This is a genomic window from Paucibacter aquatile (genome assembly GCF_002885975.1).
Classification (GTDB): Bacteria; Pseudomonadota; Gammaproteobacteria; order Burkholderiales; family Burkholderiaceae_C; genus Paucibacter_A; species Paucibacter_A aquatilis.
Genome location: NZ_POSP01000003.1, coordinates 798,506 through 816,371, shown reverse-complemented (window position 1 = coordinate 816,371; position 17,866 = coordinate 798,506). Strand labels below are relative to the sequence as shown.

The window sequence follows — 17,866 nt, the reverse complement described above, 5'->3', positions numbered from 1 at the left end:
ATTGAAGCGGCTTTGCTCGAGAAGGAAATATGCTCAGCTCAGGGCGGCGAGGGCACGCTGGGTGATGTCGTCGACCGAGCCGATGCCTTCGATGCAGCGGTACTGCGGCGCGCCTGCCTCGCCGCTGGCGGCCCATTGCGAGTAGTAGGCGACCAGGGGGCGGGTTTGCGACTGGTAGACCTCCAGGCGCTTCTTGACGGTTTCTTCCTTGTCGTCGTCGCGCTGGATCAGGTCTTCACCGGTGGCATCGTCCTTGCCTTCCACCTTGGGCGGGTTGAACTTGACGTGGTAGGTGCGGCCTGATGCCACATGCACACGGCGGCCGCTCATGCGTTCGATGATGGCGCTGTCGGGCACGTCGATTTCCAGCACATAGTCCAACTTCACGCCGGCGGCCTTCATGGCGTCGGCTTGCGGGATGGTGCGGGGGAAACCGTCGAACAGGAAACCTTGGGCGCAATCGGGCTGGGTGATGCGTTCCTTGACCAAGCCGATGATGATGTCATCGCTGACCAGGCCGCCGGCATCCATGACCTTCTTGGCGGCCAGGCCCATCTCGGTGCCGGCCTTGACGGCGGCGCGCAGCATGTCGCCGGTGGAAATTTGCGGGATACCAAATTTTTGGCAGATGAAGGCAGCTTGGGTGCCTTTGCCGGCGCCGGGGGCGCCCAGAAGAATCAGTCGCATGGGTCTCCTTGATGCAGCATGGAAGGCACGCAAGGCCCTCTTCAACAGCGGGCGAGGATAGCATGCGCTGACCTACGCCAGACTGACGCAAACCCCGCTTGTTGTCTTCACGTAACCCCGGGCTTCGCAGGAGCCGTGCCTCCGTGCCCGCGCTTCACTTGGCGGCCTGGGCGCGAAACACGGCGCGCACGCGCTCCAGGTCTTCGGGTGTGTCGACGCCGGGGCCGGGGCGCTCGGCGCTCAGGTGCACCGCGATGCGCTCGCCGTGCCAGAGCACGCGCAGCTGTTCCAGCGATTCGATCTGTTCCAGCGGGCTGACCTCCAGCTGCGGGAAGCGGCGCAGAAAACCGGCCAGATAGCCGTAGAGCCCGACATGGCGCAAGGCCGAGCCGGGCCGCGCGCGCGTTGCACCTGTGGCCTGACCATCGCGCCAGAAGGGGATGTGGGCGCGCGAGAAGTAAAGCGCCAGGCCGTTCTTGTCGGTCACCACCTTGACCACATTCGGGTTGGCGAACTCGGCCTGGCCTTCGGGCGTGTCGTCCAGCCCATGGGCCACCGTGCTCATCACGCATTCGGGTCGCTGGCGCAGCAACTCGGCGCAGGCGTCGATCATGGCCGGCTCGATCAGGGGCTCGTCGCCCTGCACATTGACGACCAAGTCCTGCCCGTCCAGGCCCAGCAGCTCGCAGGCTTCGGCCAGGCGGTCGCTGCCCGAGACATGGTCCGCACGGGTCAGCACCGCCTCAATGCCATGGGCGGCACAGGCTTGCAGCACCTCGGGCGCGTCACTGGCCACCACCACACGGCTGGCGCGCGACTGGGCGGCTCGCTGGGCCACGCGCACGATCATGGGCAGGCCCTCGATATCGGCCAGCGGCTTGTTGGGCAGGCGGGTGGAGGCCAGGCGAGCCGGCACGATGACGGTGAAGCTCATAGGGCGACAGGCTTGTGGCTCTCGGCGTCCGGGTCGTAGGCGCGCGCCTCGTTTTCCAGCATCACGGGGATGCCATCGCGCACCGGGAAGGCCAGGCGGTCGGCATGGCAAATCAGCTCGCGGCCGCCATCGGGGCTGCGCAGATGTTCCAGCGGACCTTTGCACAAGGGGCAGACCAACATTTCCAACAGGCGGTTATCCATCGTCATCCCCATCTTCAACTGCAGTGCTTCGTTCATCAATGATTCGTTCCGCCGCGCCAACTAGGCTGCGGCGGTGGCCAGGCCCAAGGTGCTCAATCGCTGGTGCAAGGCTTGCGCAAAGGCGGCTTCGGGGCGGAAGTCTAGCGCCACCACCCAGATGCGCGGGCCGCTTGCGGTGCTCGCCTCGCTGGGGCGCAGTTTGACTGCGTCCTTTTCAGTCACCAACAGATCACCCAGCTCGGTGCCCCAGGGGCGCTCGGCGAAATCGTAGTGGTCGGGCAGGGCGTGGCGCGCTTGCAGCGTCAAGCCGCAGGCCTCGAGCATGTCAAAAAAGCGCGTTGGCTGAGCCATGCCGGCCGCAGCGGCCAGGGGGCGCCCGCGCAAGGCTTGGAGGTGTTCGAGCTGCGCTGGCTTGCCGGCCCACCAGTCCTGCAGGGACACCGCGCCCGCGAGCATGCGCTGAGCCAGAAAACCGGGCAGGGCGGTGCTCGGTCGATCGGCGTTGTACAGCACCAGGTGGTCCGGCGGCAGCTGCGCCTGAAAGGGCTGGCGCAGCGGCCCGGCCGGCAAGACATGGCCGTTGCCAATGCCGCGGCTGTCGAAGACCAGGACCGAGAGTGCGCGCGGCAGGCGGCCATGCTGCAGGCCGTCATCGCTGATCAGCAACTGCAGTTCTGGATGGGCCTGCAGCAGCGAGCGTGCGGCGGCCACCCGGTCGCGGCCCACGGCCACGGGCACGCCGCTGCGCAAATGGATCAACAAAGGCTCATCGCCGACCTGGCGGGCGGCACTGTCATGTTGCACCAGAGCCACCGCATCATCCTCGCGCCCATAGCCGCGAGAGACCACGCCGGCCCGGATGCCCCAGCTCTGCAAGAGCTGCAGCAGGGCCAGGGTGGTGGGCGTTTTGCCGGCGCCGCCGACAATCCAATTGCCCACCACGATCACCGGCACGGGCAGGGTTTCGGGTTTCTGGAGACCCAGCCGGTAGAGCAGGCTGCGGCCAGCCCAGAGCAGGCGGTAGAGGCCCGAGAGGGGCAGCAGGCTGGCGGAGAGGGCGCCACCCGTGAGCCACTGCGCTTGCAGGGTCTGCGCCAAGGACGGAGACAAAGGCTGGGGCAGGGGCCGGGGCAGGGGCGCCGGCGGGCGCGGCACGCCGGCGGGCGGCGCGGACGGTTCTTGCTCAGCGGCCATCACTGGCCGCTGGTTTGCGCGGCGAAGGTCAGGCGGGACAAGCCAGCGCGGCGCGCCGCGTCCATCACATTCACCACCGACTGGTGGGCGGCCGAGGCATCGGCGGACACGATCACCATGGTCTCCGGCCGGCCCTGGCTGGCCTGGGTCAGCGAGGCGGTCAGCAGCTCCACCGTGCGGCCTTCCACCGCCTGGCCGTTGATCACGTAGCGGCCATCGGCCGAGACGGCGATGATGATTTCCTGCGGCCGCTCCTTGAGCTGCTCGGAATTGGCCACCGGCAGCGCGATCTGCAGCTCGGTGAACTTCGAGTAGGTGGTGGACAGCATCAGGAAGATGAGGACCACCAGCAGCACGTCGATGAAGGGGATCAGATTGATCTCCGGCTCTTCGCTGCGGCGCTGTCTGAATTTCATCGTGGCAACTCCGGCGCGGACTCAGGCCGTATAGCGCTGCAGCTGGCTCAGCAGGCGCTCGCTGCTTTGCTCCAGCTCCAGCACATACTCTTCCACGCGGCCACGGAAGTAGCGGTAGAACATCAGCGAGGGAATCGCCACCATCAGGCCGAAGGCGGTGTTGTAGAGGGCGATGGAGATGCCGTGCGCCATCTGCGCCGGGTTGCCGCCGCCAGGCGTCTGGCTGCCGAAGATCTCGATCATGCCGACCACCGTGCCCAGCAGGCCCAGCAGGGGGGCGGCCGTGGCGATGGTGCCCAGGGTGTTCAGGTAGCGCTCCAGCTGGTGGATGGCGCGGCGACCGGCCAGCTCGAAGACCTGGCGCAGCTTGGCCTCTGGCAGCTGCGGCTCCAGCGTCACGGCGCGCAGGCCCGAGGCCAACAGCTCGCCCAGCAGGGAATGCTCGGCCAGGCGGTTGACCATATCGGGTGTGGGCAGGGACTGGCTGCTGATGCCCAGCACTTCATCGAGCAGGCGGGGCGGCACGATGCGGCTGCGGCGCAGGCTGGAGAAGCGCTCGATGATCAGGGCCAGGGCAATAACGGAACAGATCAGCAGGGGCCAAATCGGCCATCCGGCGGCTTGTATGATCGAAAACAAAGACAACCCCTGTCGTTGAATGCTGCGATTGCTGAAAAACCTGCCGCGGAGCGGGGCCCGGGTGGAGCCCCTCGCGATTGCGGGCGATTATGGCCCGAAGCGCGGGGCTTTCAAGCGAGCCTGGGGTTGACCATCAGTTGCCGTGCGCGCTGCGTGGCGGGCGGTGAAAATCAGCGCCGAACACTCATCCACTTTCGCTGTGGATAACTTTGTGGGCAAGCTGAGTTTTCATGCCGCCAGGGCCCGAAAATCCAGGCTCCGGGCTAAGTTGCCTCATTCTTAAGCAGAAAAAACACTTGAAAAACAAGCGCTTGTGTGCGTATGACGGCGGCGTGACGGGCTCGACTTCCGGCCGGTCCATGATCGCGCTCTCTGTGGAGTTCTCGGCTGCTCAGAGCGAAAGGGGGCCGCATGTTTGACCGCTCCAACGGCCCGCCGCAGCGCATGGTCTGGGGTGTGCAGGCCTTGCTGACGGCCGTCAGCGACAGCCTGGCCGCGCGCTTTTCGGTCTGCGTGGTCGGCGGCGAAATCTCCGGCTTCATGCGCGCGGGCAGCGGCCACTGCTATTTCAGCCTCAAGGACTCCAACGGTGCGGGTGCGGTGCTGCGCTGTGCCATGTTCCGCCGCGCCGCGGGCCTGCTCGACTTTTCGCCGGGGGAGGGCATGTTGGTCGAGCTGCGCGGCAAGGTCACGCTCTACGAGCCGCGTGGTGAGCTGCAGTTCATCGTCGAGAGCATGCGCCGCGCCGGCGCGGGCGCGCTGTACGAGCAGTTCCTGCGGCTGAAAGCGCGGCTGGAGGCGCAGGGCTATTTCGATGCCGACCGCAAACGGCCACTGCCCGTGTTCCCGCGCCGCCTGGGCGTGGTCACTTCGCGCGCCGGGGCGGCCTTGCACGATGTGCTGACCGCGCTGGCGCGCCGCGCGCCCCATGTCGAGGTGGTGATCTATCCCTGCCTGGTGCAGGGTGAGCAGGCGCCGCCGCAGATCGTGCGGGTCCTGGAGCTGGCCAATGAGCGGCACGAGGTGGATGCCCTGCTGCTGGTGCGGGGCGGCGGCTCGCTGGAGGATTTGTGGGCCTTCAACGACGAGCGCGTGGTGCAGGCCCTGGCGCTCAGTGCCTTGCCGGTGATTAGCGGTGTCGGCCATGAAACCGATGTCACCCTGGCCGATCTGGCCGCGGACTTGCGTGCACCCACGCCGACCGCCGCGGCCGAGCTGGCCGCGCCCTCGCGCGAGGCGCATCTGGAGCGCCTGGCTGCGATCTCCGATGCCCTGAGCCGCCGCCTGGAGCAGCGCCTGGACGGCCTGGCCCAGCGCCTGGACCGCGCGGCCCTGCGCCTGGCCCGGCCGACCGAGGTGCTGACCCGCCAGCGCCGCCGCCTGGCCTTGCTGGCCCAGCGCTGGGGTCAGGTCTTGCCTCGGGTGCAGGCGGCCGAGGCGCAGCGCCTGGAAAACCTGAGCCAGCGCCACCGCCGTGCGGCGCCGCAGCTGCTGCGGGCGCAGGTGCTGCGGCTCGATGCCTTGCAGGCGCGGCTGTCGGCCCTGGACCCGCAGCAGGTGCTGGCCCGCGGCTTCGCCTGGTTGGACGATGGCGAAGGCCGGGCTCTGATCTCAGTGCGGCAGCTGCAGCCGGGCCAACAGGTCCATGCCGTGCTGGCCGACGGTGAGGCGCAGATGCAGGTGCTGGCGCCCCGGCCCAAATCCACCAAGTCTGCCAAGCCCGCCGACTGAAGGGTTATCACCGCCGCCCCGTCAAAGCCAGCCAAGCTGCCTACAATCGCCCGCAACGCTTTGGCCCTGGCTGCCCGAGCCCAGCTTTCTTTCTCTCAATACAGCCCTGAGGAGTTGATATGGAACATCTGTTGCCCGCACTGCCCTATGCCAAGGACGCCCTGGCCCCTCACTACAGCGCCGAGACGCTGGAGTTCCACCACGGCAAGCACCACAACGCCTACGTGGTCAACCTGAACAATCTGCAAAAGGGCACCGAGTTCGAAGCCCTGAGCCTGGAAGAGATCGTCAAGAAGTCCAGTGGCCCGATCTACAACAACGCCGCCCAAATCTGGAACCACACCTTCTTCTGGAACTGCATGAAGCCCAACGGCGGCGGCGCACCGACCGGCGCTCTGGCCGAGGCCATCAACGCCAAGTGGGGCAGCCTGGATGGCTTCAAGGAAGCCTTCACCAAGAGCGCCGTGGGCAACTTCGGTTCCGGCTGGACCTGGTTGGTGAAGAAGGCCGACGGTAGCCTGGACATCGTCAACACCGGCGCCGCCGGCACGCCGCTGACCACCACCGACACCGCGCTGCTGACCATCGACGTGTGGGAGCATGCCTACTACATCGACTACCGCAATCTGCGTCCCAAGTTCGTGGAGACTTTCCTGAACCATCTGGTCAACTGGGACTTTGCTGCGGCGAATTTCGCCTGAAATCGCGAGTCGCCTTGATTTAGAAAGGGGCCGGCGTTAGCCGGCCTCTTTTTTTCTGGGGTCGACTGCTGCGTGGAATGAAGCAGCTTTGCGACACGGCCTTGATAAATGTCATGACGAGGCGAGGGGTTCGGGCCTAGATTACGACTACGGCTGCCGAACCATGATCCCCACTACCGCTCCAGTTATTTCTCCTTCAGAGCTTGCCGGCGAAGCCAGGGCGGGTCAGCCTGTCGCAGGCGCCGCGCCTGCGGCGATTGCGCCCCTGGATGACCCCGATTTGTTGGCGCCCTTCACGCGTTGGCCGGGTGGTGAGTCGGTGGCGGAATCTCAGTTCCAGCTCTCCGGCCTGCATTGCGCGGCCTGTGCTGGCATCATCGAACGGGCCTTGTTGGAGCTGCCGGGGGTGAAGGGCGCCGTGGTCAATGCGGCCAGCGCGCGCCTGAGCCTGCGCTGGCTGCCCACGCAGACTCGACTGGCTGCAGTGCTGGCGCGTATCGAGCGAGCTGGTTACGGCGCTGCTCCCGATGTGGCTGCGCCAGCCCGCCAGTTGCGTGAGCGCGAACAACGCCAGGCTGTCTGGCGCCTGTTTGTCGCCGCCTTCCTGATGATGCAGGTGATGATGATGGCGGCGCCGGCCTATTTTGCCGAGCCCGGTGACCTGAGCCCCGATCTGGAGCGCCTGTTGCAATGGGCCAGCTGGGTGATGAGCCTGCCGGTTCTTTTGTTCTCGGCCGGCCCGTTTTTCCGCGCGGCCTGGCAGCAGCTGCGTGCGCGCCGCCTGGGCATGGATGTGCCGGTGGCTCTGGGGCTGGCGGTCACCTTTGTCGCCAGCAGCGGGGCTTTGTTTGAGCCGGGTGGCCTGTTCGGCCGCGAGGTGTATTTCGACTCGCTGACCATGTTCGTCACCTTCCTGCTGGCCGGGCGCTGGCTGGAGCTGCGGGCGCGCCATCGGGCGGCGGGTACGCTGGAGGCGGCCAACTCGGCGCTGCCGGATGCGGTGGAGCGCATCGAAGCCGATGGTTCGGTCAGCCGCGTGGCGCCCATCCGCCTGCGCGTGGGGGACCTGGTGCGCATCGCGGCGGGTCAGGCTTTTCCGGCCGATGGTCGTGTGGAGCGCGGCAGCAGTTCGGCCAACGAGGCTCTGCTCAGCGGTGAGTCGCAGCCGGTGGCCAAGACCGTGGGTGACGAGGTGGTGGCGGCCAGCATCAATGTGCAGGCACCGCTGTGGGTGCGCGTCAGCCGCGTTGGCGCCGACACCCGCCACGAGGCCATCCAGCGCCTGATGCGCGAGGCCATGAGCCAGCGCCCGGCCATGGTCGAGCTGGCGGACCGGGTGGCGGGCTATTTTCTGTGGGCCGTGTTGCTGCTGGCTGGCCTGGCCGCTGCAGCGTGGAGCCAGATCGAGCCCGGTCGAGCGGTCTGGGTGGCGGTGTCGGTGCTGATCGTCACTTGTCCCTGCGCTTTGTCGCTTGCAGCGCCGGCCGCGCGTTTGGCCGCGACCGGTGCCCTGGCTCGCCGTGGCTTGTTGCTGGTGCATATGGATCTGCTGGAGACCATGTGCAAGGTCGACACCGTGGTGCTCGACAAAACCGGCACCCTGACCGAGGACCGCATGAGCTTGCTGGCCCACGCAGCGGCTGATCCCGCGCAAGCGGCCGAGCTGCTGGCGGCGGCGCGCAGCCTGGCGCAGCAGTCGCAGCATCCGTTTTCGCGCGCCCTGGTGCAGAGCGCAGGATTGCAGAGCGCGCCGACTCAAAACAGCGAGACAGCCGCTGGCAAGCTGTGGTCCGAGGTGCAGGAGCATCCCGGGCAAGGCCTGCAGGCCCGCGATGCGCAGGGCCGGGTCTGGCGCCTTGGCGCGCCGGCCTGGGTGGCCACGGCGGGCCTGCCGGAAACCCTGCCTGCCGATTTGCGCCGCGACGCGCAGCTGGCTTTTGCCTGCCAAGGCCAGGATCAGGGCCAGCAGGCAGAGGGGCAGGTCTTGCTGATGCAGTTTGGCGAGTGCTTGCGCGCCGATGCGCTCGAGGCTTTGCAGCGCCTGCATGCTCTCGGACTGGATACGGTCTTGTTGTCCGGTGATGCGCCGGCGCGGGCCGAGGCCTTGTCCCGGCAGGCGGGCGTGCAGCGCGCCATCGGCGGCGCCAGTCCGGAGCGCAAGCTGGCCGAGGTGCAGCGCCTGCAAGAGGCGGGGCACTGTGTCTTGATGGTGGGCGACGGCATCAACGATGCGCCGGTGCTGGCGCGGGCCGATGCCAGCGTGGTGATGGGGCAGGGCGCCATGCTGGCGCGGGCCAGTGCCGATGCGCTCTTGCTGTCCGGCCGTTTGACCGATCTGGCGCAGCTGCGTGAATTGGCCTTGCGCACGCGCCGCATCATCCGCCAGAACCTGGCTTGGGCGGCCGGCTACAACGCGGCCTGCATTCCCCTGGCGCTGGCCGGCTATTTGCCGCCTTGGGCTGCCGGCCTGGGCATGGCCTGCAGCTCGGTCTGGGTGGTCTTGAACGCGCAGCGTCTGGCGCGCAATCTGAACGGACGCTGAGCATGGAAGTTCTGTATCTCTTGATCCCGGTGTCGGTGCTCTTGGTGCTGGTGATCGTGGGTGTGTTTGGGTGGGCAATTAACAACGGCCAACTCGAAGATTTGGAGCGCGAAGGCGTTCGTATTCTTGAAGAAGCTGCGGGGGTTGATGAAGGTCAATCCTCCGCTCCGGGCGCTGGCAAAGAATCGCCCTCGTCAAACTAAAAGCTGCAAGGAGCCAAAACAAATGGCAAAGACTGCTGCGCCGGACATTGCATCCGGAGGCGTATACGAGGATGGTGTGGTACGTGCATTCGCACTGGCCGCTGTTCTCTGGGGTGTTGTGGGCATGTTGGTGGGGGTGATCATTGCTGCCCAGCTGACCTGGCCGGAACTCAATCTGGGCATTCCATGGCTGAGCTATGGCCGCTTGCGACCGCTGCATACCAATGCGGTGATCTTCGCGTTCGGTGGTTGCACCCTGTTCGCCACGGCTTATCACGTGGTGCAGCGCACCGGCCAGACGCGGCTGTTCGCGCCCGGCCTGGCCTGGTTCACGTTCTGGGGCTGGCAGCTGGTCATCCTCTCGGCCGCGCTGACCCTGCCGCTGGGCATCACCAGCGGCAAGGAATACGCTGAACTGGAATGGCCGATCGACATCCTGATCACCCTGGTCTGGGTCTCTTACGCCGTGGTGTTCTTCGGCACCGTCGGCACCCGCAAGGTCAAGCACATCTATGTGGCCAACTGGTTCTTCGGCGCCTTCATCATCGCCGTCGCCCTGCTGCATTTGGTCAACAGTGCCGCCATCCCGGTGAGCTTGTTCAAGAGCTACTCGGCCTACGCTGGTGTGCAGGATGCCATGGTGCAATGGTGGTACGGCCACAATGCCGTGGGCTTCTTCCTGACAGCAGGTTTCCTGGGCATGATGTATTACTACATCCCCAAGCAAGCCGGCCGCCCGGTCTACAGCTACCGCCTGTCCATCGTCCACTTCTGGGCGCTGATCTTCACCTATATGTGGGCGGGCCCGCACCATCTGCACTACACCGCGCTGCCGGACTGGGCGCAATCGGTGGGCATGGTGTTCTCTCTGGTGTTGCTGGCGCCCAGCTGGGGCGGCATGATCAACGGCATCATGACCCTGAGCGGTGCATGGCACAAGCTGCGTGACGACCCGATCCTGAAGTTCCTGATCGTGTCCCTGTCCTTCTACGGCATGTCGACCTTCGAAGGTCCGATGATGTCCATCAAGACCGTCAATGCGCTGAGCCACTACACCGACTGGACCGTGGGCCACGTGCATTCGGGTGCCCTGGGCTGGGTGGGTCTGATCTCCATGGGTTCGCTCTACCACCTGATTCCCCGCATGTTCGGTCGCACCGAGATGTACTCGAAGAAGGCCATTGAGCTGCACTTCTGGGTCGCGACCCTGGGCATCGTGCTCTACATCGCCGCGATGTGGATTGCCGGTGTGATGCAGGGCCTGATGTGGCGTGCGGTCAACCCGGACGGCAGCCTGGTCTACACCTTCGTGGAGAGCGTCAAGGCCACCTATCCCTTCTACGTGATCCGTCTGCTGGGTGGCGTGCTCTACCTGGGCGGCATGTTGGTGATGGCCTGGAACGTGGTGAAGACGGTGCAAGTGGGCCGTGCCGTCAAGGCACCGATCCCCACTCTGGTGGCCGCCTGAAGCGCTGAACGCGAGATCCAAGGAGAAATACAAAATGGCATCCACAGAACACAAGTCCAGTGGCCATCAGCGCATCGAGACCAGCAATTTCTTGATGATTGTGCTGACCCTGGTGACGGTGCTGGCAGGTGGCGCGGTTGAAATCGTGCCGCTGTTCTTCCAGCGCTCCACCACCGAGGCTGCGCCTGGCCTCAAGCCCTACACGCCGCTGCAGCTGGCCGGTCGGGACGTCTACATCCGCGAAGGTTGCTACAACTGCCACTCGCAGATGGTTCGCCCTTTCCGGTCAGAGACCCTGCGTTACGGTCATTACTCGACCGCCGGTGAGTTTGTCTACGACCACCCCTTCCAATGGGGCAGCAAGCGCACCGGTCCCGACCTGCACCGTGTTGGCGGCAAGTACAGCGATGAATGGCACCGCATTCACCTGATCAATCCGCGGGATCTGGTGCCGGAGTCGAACATGCCAGCCTATCCCTGGTTGGCCGGCGCTCAGCTGAACCCGGCTGAGCTGGCACCCAAGATGAAGGCCCTGCGCACCGTGGGCGTGCCCTACACCGATGCCGAGATCGCCGGCGCGGCCGACGAAGTCAAGGGCAAGACCGAAATGGAAGCTGTGATTGCTTATCTGCAGGTGCTTGGCACCTCGCTGAAGTAGTAAGCAAGAAGGAGTCCGCAATGGATATCAATAGCTTGAGAACGGCGGTGACCCTGCTGTCACTGCTGGTGTTCCTGGTGATCGTGGTCTGGACCTACTCCAGCCGCAACAAGGCGCACTTTGACGAATTGGCCGGCATGGCCTTGCAAGACGAAGCCGATGGGAGGCCTCAATGAGTGATTTTTTCTCTGACGGTTGGTCCATGTTCGTGGCCGGCGTGACGGTGGCTGGCCTGGTGTTCTGCATCGTCTTGCTGCTGGTCGCCGCTCGCCACCGCGTCATGGCCAGTGACAACAGCACGGGTCATGTGTGGGACGAAGACCTGCGCGAGATGAACAACCCCTTGCCTCGTTGGTGGGCGATTCTGTTCGTGCTGACGGTGGTGTTCGCCGGCATCTATCTGGCGGCCTACCCCGGCCTCGGCGCGAACAAGGGCTCGTTGGGCTGGAGCAGCGCGGGTCAGTACGAGAAAGAGCAGGCCGATGCCCACAAGGCCATGAGCGCGCTGTACGCCAAGTTCAACGGCAAGCCGGTGGAGCAGCTGGCCCAGAACCCGGAAGCCATGGCCATCGGTGAGCGCCTGTTCGCCAACAACTGCGCCGGTTGCCACGGCTCGGACGCCAAGGGCAGCAAGGGCTTCCCCAACCTGACCGACAGCGACTGGCTCTACGGCGGTTCGCACGAGACCATCGTGCAAACCATCAGCAACGGCCGCAACGGCGTCATGCCGCCCATGGCTGCCGCCGTTGGCGCGGCCGAGGACGTGCGCAATCTGGCCAATTATGTGCTGAGCCTCTCGGGCAGCGCCCACAACTCGATCGCCGCGCAAAAGGGCAAGGAGAAGTTCGGTGCCTGCGCTGCCTGCCACGGCGCCGATGGCAAAGGCAACCAAGCCCTGGGTGCGCCCAACCTGACCGACAAGATCTGGCTGCATGGCTGGGGTGAAGATGCGGTCATGGCCATGATCAACAATGGCAAAAACAATCTGATGCCAGCCCAGTCGACCCGTCTGAGTGCCGAACAGATCCAGGTGCTTGGTGCCTATGTCTGGAGCCTGTCCAACAACAAAACTGTGGCCACGGCCCCTTGAGTGATCGACCATGACTGAAGCCCGGGCAGTACCGCCGGCGCCCCGCGTCGGACCGGCCATCGCTCCTGCGCCAGCCGCCAAGCCGGCGGATGGCGAGGATGCGGTGGTAGAAATCGTCTCGCTCTACGCAGCGCAGAAGAAGATCTACCCCCGTGCCGTGTCCGGCCTCTTCGCCTCCTGGCGTTGGGCGCTGGTCTGGTTCACGCAGATCCTGTTTTACGGTCTGCCCTGGCTGCTTTGGAACGACCGGCAGGCGGTGCTCTTCGAGCTCGCCAGCCGGCGTTTTTACATTTTTGGCCTGGTCCTGTACCCGCAGGATTTCATTTACCTGACCGGGCTGCTGCTGATCTCGGCCTATGCCCTGTTCCTGTTCACTGCCGTGGCCGGGCGGCTGTGGTGCGGCTATGCCTGCCCGCAGACGGTCTACACCGAAATTTTCTTGTGGATCGAGCGGCAGTTCGAGGGTGACCGCCAGGCGCGCATGAAGCTGGATGCCTCGCCTTGGGGTTTCAACAAGCTGTGGCGCAAGGGCGGCAAGCAACTGGTGTGGATCGCCGTCGCGCTCTGGACTGGCTTCACTTTTGTCGGCTATTTCACCCCGATCAAGTCCTTGTGGGCTGAGGCGTTCACTCTCAGCTTTGGCCCTTGGGAATGGTTCTGGGTGCTGTTCTACGCCTTTGCGACCTACGGCTTCGCGGGCTTCATGCGTGAGCAGGTCTGCAAATACATGTGTCCCTACGCGCGCTTCCAGAGCGCCATGTTCGACAAGGACACATTGATCATCAGCTACGACGCCGAGCGCGGCGAACCGCGCGGCTCCCGCAGCAAGAAGGCCTGCGTGGACGAAGTCAAGGCCGCGGGACTGGGGTCGTGCATCGACTGCACCCTGTGTGTCCAGGTTTGCCCCACAGGCATCGACATCCGCAAGGGCTTGCAGTACGAGTGCATCGGTTGTGCCGCCTGCATCGACGTCTGTGATGGCGTCATGGACAAGATGAACTACCCGCGTGGCCTGATCCGCTACGACACGCAAAACGGCTTGCAGCAACACCTGAGCCCGGCGCAAAAGCTGCGCCGCTTGTTCCGCCCGCGTGTGGTGATCTACACCGTGGTCTTGTTCGTGTTGTGCACTGCCTTGCTGGCCAGCCTCTTGTTCCTGCGCAGCCCCGTCAAGCTCGATGTGGTGCGTGACCGTGGTGTGCTGGCCCGCGTGGTGGAAGATGGCTATGTCGAGAACCTCTACCGATTGCAGGTCATGAACGCCACCGAACAGAATCACCGTTATCAGGTGACGGTCATCGGCATGGAGGGCATCAAACTGGAGCAGGTGGCTGAGCTCAGTGTTGCACCGGCCGAGGCGCGCTGGCTGACGCTGTCGGTGCGGGTGCCGCCCGAGACAGCGGCCCGCGCGGCGCAGGATCGCAAGGGCTCGCACGCGATCGAGTTCCAGCTGCGCAGCCTCGACGGCGCCAGCAGCGGTGCGACCGTCGTGCATGAAAAATCAACCTTCATCGTGCCGCGCTGAACCAAGCTTGGCCCACACACACAGGAGACGAGACGCATGAGCCAGAATTTCAAGCCCGAAAATGGCACGGCGGCCCCCAAGGCCGCTGGCTGGTGGCGCACGCCGATGATGTGGCTGGTGGTTGGCGGCCCGGCGCTGGTGATTGTGGCCAGCTTCATCACTCTGAGCTTGGCCATCAACAATCCCGACCCCGTGCTGGAGGACAAGGTGGTGGCCAACAAGGCCAGCGGTAGCAAGGCCCTGGTTCCTGCGCGTGAAGCGCGCAACCATGCAGCCACTGGCGGGCAGTGATCATGGACGCGGCTGATCCGTCCGCATCGGCAGTTCCCAAGCAAAGCAGCCGCTGGGCCATGGCAGTGGCTTGGCCATCCTTTTTCATGGCCGGGGTGATGGAGGCTCTGGTGTTTGCGGTCGTCGACCCCAGTGATCTGAGCTGGTTTGGCGCCGAGCGCCTGGATTGGTCGCGTCAGGCGGTCTATACCGTCAGCTTCATGATCTTTTGGTTGGTCATCAGCCTGGCAGCCAGTGTCAGCGTCATGCTGGCCACCTTGCCTGATTTGCCCGAGGACGCCCACCCGCGCGGCTGGCCGCGTTGATCCCGCAATGCGATTCGCCCGCCCGGCGTGGTGGCGCCAAACAAAAAGGCCTTCGTTCACACGAAGGCCTTTTTGTTTCACTGCGCCGCCCGTGCCGCGGGCGCGTTGATCTCAGCAGTTGCTGTTGTTGACCAGCTTTTGCAGGCCGGCCTGGTCGAGGATGCGCAGGTGCCGTTGCTTCACCTCCAGCAGGCCTTCTTCCTGGAACTTGGAAAAGGTGCGGCTGACGGTCTCCAGCTTCAGGCCCAGATAGCTGCCAATTTCCTCGCGCGTCATGCGCAGCACCAGGGCGGCGGCGGAGAAGCCGCGGGCTTGCAGACGCTGGGTCAAGTTGAGCAGGAAGGCGGCCAGGCGTTCTTCGGCCCGCATGCTGCCTAGCAGCAGCATCACGCCGTGGTCGCGCACGATCTCGCGGCTCATGATCTTGTGGAACTGGCGCTGCAGATCGGTGAACTCGCGCGACAGCTCTTCGAGCTGTTCGAAGGGGATCACGCAGACCTGGGAGTCTTCCAGCGCAACAGCGTCGCAGCTGTGGCGGTCGGTGCTGATGCCGTCCAGGCCCAGCAACTCGCCGGCCATCTGGAAACCGGTCACCTGGTCGCGGCCGTCTTCCGAAGACACGCAGGTCTTGAAGAAACCGGTGCGCACCGCGTAGAGCGACTGAAACTCGTCACCGCTGCGGAACAGGGTGTCGCCGCGGGCCACGCTGCGGCGGGTGGCCACCAGCTGGTCCAGCTGATCCAGGTCGCCGGAGGACAGGCCCACCGGCAGGCACAGCTCGCGCAAATTGCAGCTGGAGCAGGCGACCTTCAGCGGCTCAAACTTGATAGGGACGGTGGCATTCATCGTGTGCTTTTTAAGGGATTCGCAGGCAGCAGGCGGAGCAGACTGGGGCTGCGGGACTTCCAGATTTTTCACGGACATGAGCATGATGCACCTCAAACATGGGTGCATTGTTGGGTCGACAATGCGCGCCGAGCTTGATCCTTGTCAAGTCGGCTCGCCAAAGCCTTGGCAAAGTGCGGCCCATGGTACAGAACATTCAAGACCGAGGCCCTCGGCAACCTGAGACAAAGCCTGCTAGCGGCGCTGCGGCGGGTGCGCCCGCAGCCGCACAAATCAACGAAGCGCTCTTGCGACGCTTCGATGTATCCGGGCCTCGCTACACCTCGTACCCCACGGCCGATCGCTTCGTCGAAGCCTTCACCATCGAGCAATACCAGCAGGCGCTGGCGCAACGCGCGGGCGGTTCGCAGGTGGGCGGCAACACGCCGCTGTCGCTCTATGTTCACATTCCGTTCTGCGAGTCGGTCTGCTATTACTGCGCCTGCAACAAGGTCATCACCAAGCACCATGATCGTGCCACCGAGTACCTGCAGGCCTTGGTGACCGAGATGGACCTGACCCTGGAGCACCTGGGCCGGGGCGCGGCGGTCTCGCAGCTGCATTTGGGTGGCGGTTCTCCGACCTTCCTGAGCGACGCGGAGTTGAGCCAGCTGATGCAGGCCATGCTGGAGCGCTTCCGCCTGGCGCCGGGCGCCGAGGTGTCGATTGAAGTGGATCCGCGCACGGTCAGCGTCGAGCGCCTGGCCCATCTGCGTCAGCTGGGCTTCAACCGTCTGAGCTTTGGCGTGCAGGACTTTGACCCCGAGGTACAGAAGGCCGTGCATCGCCAGCAGAGCTACGAAAGTGTTGAGGCCTTGATGGTCTCTGCCCGCTCGCTGGGATTTGAATCCACCAATGTGGACCTGATCTACGGTCTGCCGCTGCAAACACCCGAGTCCTTTGCTCGCACCATCGAGCAGGTGGGGGCGCTCAAGCCCGACCGCATCGCGCTTTACGGCTATGCCCATCTGCCGCAGCGTTTCAAGCCGCAGCGCCGCATCAATGAGGCTGAGCTGCCGGTGGCGGGCGACAAGATCACCATGCTGGCCGCGGCCATCAGCGGCTTTGAGCGCCATGGCTACAGCTATATCGGCATGGACCACTTTGCCTTGGCCAGTGACTCCCTGGCCGTGGCCAAGCGCCAGGGGCGGCTGCATCGCAATTTCCAGGGTTACAGCACCCAGCCGGACTGCGACCTGATTGCGCTCGGCGTCTCGGCCATCGGCCGGGTGGGCGCCAGCTACAGCCAGAACGCCAAGACCCTGGACGAGTACTACGACGCGCTGAATCAGGGCCAGTTGCCCATCCAGCGCGGCCTGGCCCTCACGCGGGACGACATCGCCCGGCGTGCCGTCATCATGGCCTTGATGTGCCAGGGGCGGCTGGAGTTCGAGTCCATCGAGTTGGCGCATCTGCTCAGCTTTGAGCAGTACTTCAAGCCCGAGATGGAGCGCATCCGCGAGCTGGCCGAGCAAGGCCTGGTCGTGTTGGAGCCGGGGGCCATCCAGGTCACGCCCATGGGCTGGTATTTCGTGCGCGCAGTTGCTATGGTGTTTGACCGATACCTGCAAGCCGATCGCAGCCGTGAGCGCTTCTCCCGCATCATCTGATCCCCATGCTTGACGCCAGCCTGGCCGCGTCCGCCGCCTTGATGGGGCTGGCGGGCACGCCGCACTGCCTGGCCATGTGCGGCGCCACCTGTGCCGCGGCGGGGGCGCGCTCGCCGCTCGCGTTCCAGTTCGGCCGCCTGCTGGGCTATAGCCTGGCCGGGGCCGTGGCGGCCGCCAGCATGCAGCTGCTCAGCCAGATGGGCCAGGCCACGGCCCTGCTGCGGCCTTTCTGGGTGCTCATTCACGTGGCGGCTTTTCTGCTCGGCATGTCCTTGCTATGGCGGGGGCGCCAGCCGGCCTGGATGGAGCGCTTGGGTCAGGATGTGGCGCGCCAGGTCGAAGTGCCTGTGGCCGGTTTGCGGCAAGGTGGCTTGGCTTTGGCTGGCCCCAAGCGCGCGGCCCGGGCAGGCCTGGCCGGCTTGGCCTGGGTGGCCTGGCCTTGTGGTCTTTTGCAGTCGGCACTGCTGCTCTCGGCCCTGGCCTCGGGGCCGGCGCAGGGTGGGGCGGTGATGGCCAGTTTTGCCCTGAGCTCGGGTGCCGGTCTGGCGCTCGGGCCCTGGCTGCTGCGTCGCCTGCGCCAGTCCAAGGACGGCGGTGCCGAGGGCTTGCGCTGGTCCGTGCGCCTGGGTGGCCTGGGCCTGGCCTCCGCCTCGGCCTGGGCCTTGGGCCACGGGGTGTGGGCGCAGATTGCCGCCGTGTGCAGCCAGTGGGCCTGATCCAGGCGCCGAAATGCCAAGACTTATATAAGACTTGAGTCCGCAGCCGGCGCCGCTGACTTAGAATC

Annotated in this window: 20 protein-coding genes; 13 read left to right on the top strand and 7 right to left on the bottom strand. The window is 65.2% G+C overall.

The window, feature by feature from the left end:
- Positions 1–33 precede the first annotated feature (33 nt).
- The 6 genes from adk to C1O66_RS06790 all read right to left on the bottom strand — a co-directional run bounded on the left by adk (position 34) and on the right by C1O66_RS06790 (position 4,073).
- Positions 34–687 carry an adenylate kinase gene (gene adk, locus C1O66_RS06815; protein ID WP_102767189.1) on the bottom strand — a complete coding sequence of 218 codons (654 nt, stop codon included), beginning with the start codon at positions 685–687 and terminating at the stop codon, positions 34–36.
- Positions 688–841: 154 nt separating this feature from the next.
- Complete coding sequence (kdsB, locus tag C1O66_RS06810; RefSeq protein WP_102767188.1) at positions 842–1,621, bottom strand: 3-deoxy-manno-octulosonate cytidylyltransferase; 780 nt, start codon at positions 1,619–1,621, stop codon at positions 842–844.
- Positions 1,618–1,824 carry a Trm112 family protein gene (locus C1O66_RS06805; RefSeq protein WP_102769509.1) on the bottom strand — a complete coding sequence of 69 codons (207 nt, stop codon included), beginning with the start codon at positions 1,822–1,824 and terminating at the stop codon, positions 1,618–1,620. Before C1O66_RS06805 ends, kdsB begins: the two co-directional genes overlap by 4 nt.
- Before the next feature lie 60 nt (positions 1,825–1,884).
- Positions 1,885–3,018: a tetraacyldisaccharide 4'-kinase gene (gene lpxK, locus C1O66_RS06800; protein WP_102767187.1), complete on the bottom strand. Its 1,134-nt coding sequence runs from the start codon at positions 3,016–3,018 to the stop codon at positions 1,885–1,887.
- Entirely contained in the window at positions 3,018–3,434 is a 417-nt protein-coding gene (locus tag C1O66_RS06795; RefSeq protein WP_102767186.1) for an ExbD/TolR family protein, read from the bottom strand. Before C1O66_RS06795 ends, lpxK begins: the two co-directional genes overlap by 1 nt.
- Before the next feature lie 21 nt (positions 3,435–3,455).
- Positions 3,456–4,073, bottom strand: a complete 618-nt coding sequence (locus C1O66_RS06790) for a MotA/TolQ/ExbB proton channel family protein (RefSeq protein WP_102767185.1) — start codon at positions 4,071–4,073, stop codon at positions 3,456–3,458.
- Positions 4,074–4,484: 411 nt separating this feature from the next.
- Between C1O66_RS06790 and xseA the strand changes: the two genes are divergently transcribed.
- From xseA to C1O66_RS06735, 11 genes are all read left to right on the top strand, one after another.
- A complete protein-coding gene (gene xseA / locus C1O66_RS06785) occupies positions 4,485–5,804 on the top strand; it encodes an exodeoxyribonuclease VII large subunit (protein ID WP_102767184.1) in 1,320 nt (439 codons plus the stop codon).
- Between the two features lie 119 nt (positions 5,805–5,923).
- Entirely contained in the window at positions 5,924–6,505 is a 582-nt protein-coding gene (locus C1O66_RS06780) for a superoxide dismutase (RefSeq protein WP_102767183.1), read from the top strand.
- Between the two features lie 280 nt (positions 6,506–6,785).
- The gene (locus C1O66_RS06775; RefSeq protein WP_243392729.1) at positions 6,786–9,047 is read left to right on the top strand and encodes a heavy metal translocating P-type ATPase; all 2,262 of its coding nucleotides are present in this window, start codon (positions 6,786–6,788) and stop codon (positions 9,045–9,047) included.
- Between the two features lie 2 nt (positions 9,048–9,049).
- Entirely contained in the window at positions 9,050–9,250 is a 201-nt protein-coding gene (gene ccoS / locus C1O66_RS06770) for a cbb3-type cytochrome oxidase assembly protein CcoS (RefSeq protein ID WP_102767181.1), read from the top strand.
- Positions 9,251–9,272: 22 nt separating this feature from the next.
- Positions 9,273–10,718, top strand: coding sequence for a cytochrome-c oxidase, cbb3-type subunit I (gene ccoN, locus C1O66_RS06765; protein WP_102767180.1), 1,446 nt, complete (start codon positions 9,273–9,275; stop codon positions 10,716–10,718).
- A gap of 34 nt (positions 10,719–10,752) precedes the next feature.
- The gene (gene ccoO / locus C1O66_RS06760; protein WP_102767179.1) at positions 10,753–11,376 is read left to right on the top strand and encodes a cytochrome-c oxidase, cbb3-type subunit II; all 624 of its coding nucleotides are present in this window, start codon (positions 10,753–10,755) and stop codon (positions 11,374–11,376) included.
- 20 nt (positions 11,377–11,396) lie between these two features.
- Positions 11,397–11,552 carry a cbb3-type cytochrome oxidase subunit 3 gene (locus C1O66_RS06755; protein ID WP_102767178.1) on the top strand — a complete coding sequence of 52 codons (156 nt, stop codon included), beginning with the start codon at positions 11,397–11,399 and terminating at the stop codon, positions 11,550–11,552.
- Positions 11,549–12,466, top strand: coding sequence for a cytochrome-c oxidase, cbb3-type subunit III (gene ccoP / locus C1O66_RS06750; protein WP_102767177.1), 918 nt, complete (start codon positions 11,549–11,551; stop codon positions 12,464–12,466). The genes C1O66_RS06755 and ccoP overlap by 4 nt, the downstream gene beginning before the upstream one ends.
- Before the next feature lie 10 nt (positions 12,467–12,476).
- Complete coding sequence (gene ccoG, locus C1O66_RS06745) at positions 12,477–13,991, top strand: cytochrome c oxidase accessory protein CcoG (protein ID WP_102767176.1); 1,515 nt, start codon at positions 12,477–12,479, stop codon at positions 13,989–13,991.
- A 36-nt stretch (positions 13,992–14,027) separates the two neighbouring features.
- Positions 14,028–14,282: a hypothetical protein gene (locus C1O66_RS06740; RefSeq protein ID WP_102767175.1), complete on the top strand. Its 255-nt coding sequence runs from the start codon at positions 14,028–14,030 to the stop codon at positions 14,280–14,282.
- Positions 14,283–14,341: 59 nt separating this feature from the next.
- Complete coding sequence (locus C1O66_RS06735) at positions 14,342–14,587, top strand: hypothetical protein (RefSeq protein WP_243392728.1); 246 nt, start codon at positions 14,342–14,344, stop codon at positions 14,585–14,587.
- A gap of 111 nt (positions 14,588–14,698) precedes the next feature.
- Here C1O66_RS06735 and fnr read toward each other — a convergent pair whose 3' ends face one another.
- Positions 14,699–15,433: a fumarate/nitrate reduction transcriptional regulator Fnr gene (gene fnr / locus C1O66_RS06730; protein ID WP_102767173.1), complete on the bottom strand. Its 735-nt coding sequence runs from the start codon at positions 15,431–15,433 to the stop codon at positions 14,699–14,701.
- A 182-nt stretch (positions 15,434–15,615) separates the two neighbouring features.
- Between fnr and hemN the strand changes: the two genes are divergently transcribed.
- On the top strand, positions 15,616–17,082 hold the full coding sequence (gene hemN / locus C1O66_RS06725; protein ID WP_102769508.1) for an oxygen-independent coproporphyrinogen III oxidase: 1,467 nt from the start codon (positions 15,616–15,618) through the stop codon (positions 17,080–17,082).
- Positions 17,083–17,087: 5 nt separating this feature from the next.
- Entirely contained in the window at positions 17,088–17,798 is a 711-nt protein-coding gene (locus C1O66_RS06720; protein WP_102767172.1) for a sulfite exporter TauE/SafE family protein, read from the top strand.
- Positions 17,799–17,866 lie beyond the last annotated feature (68 nt).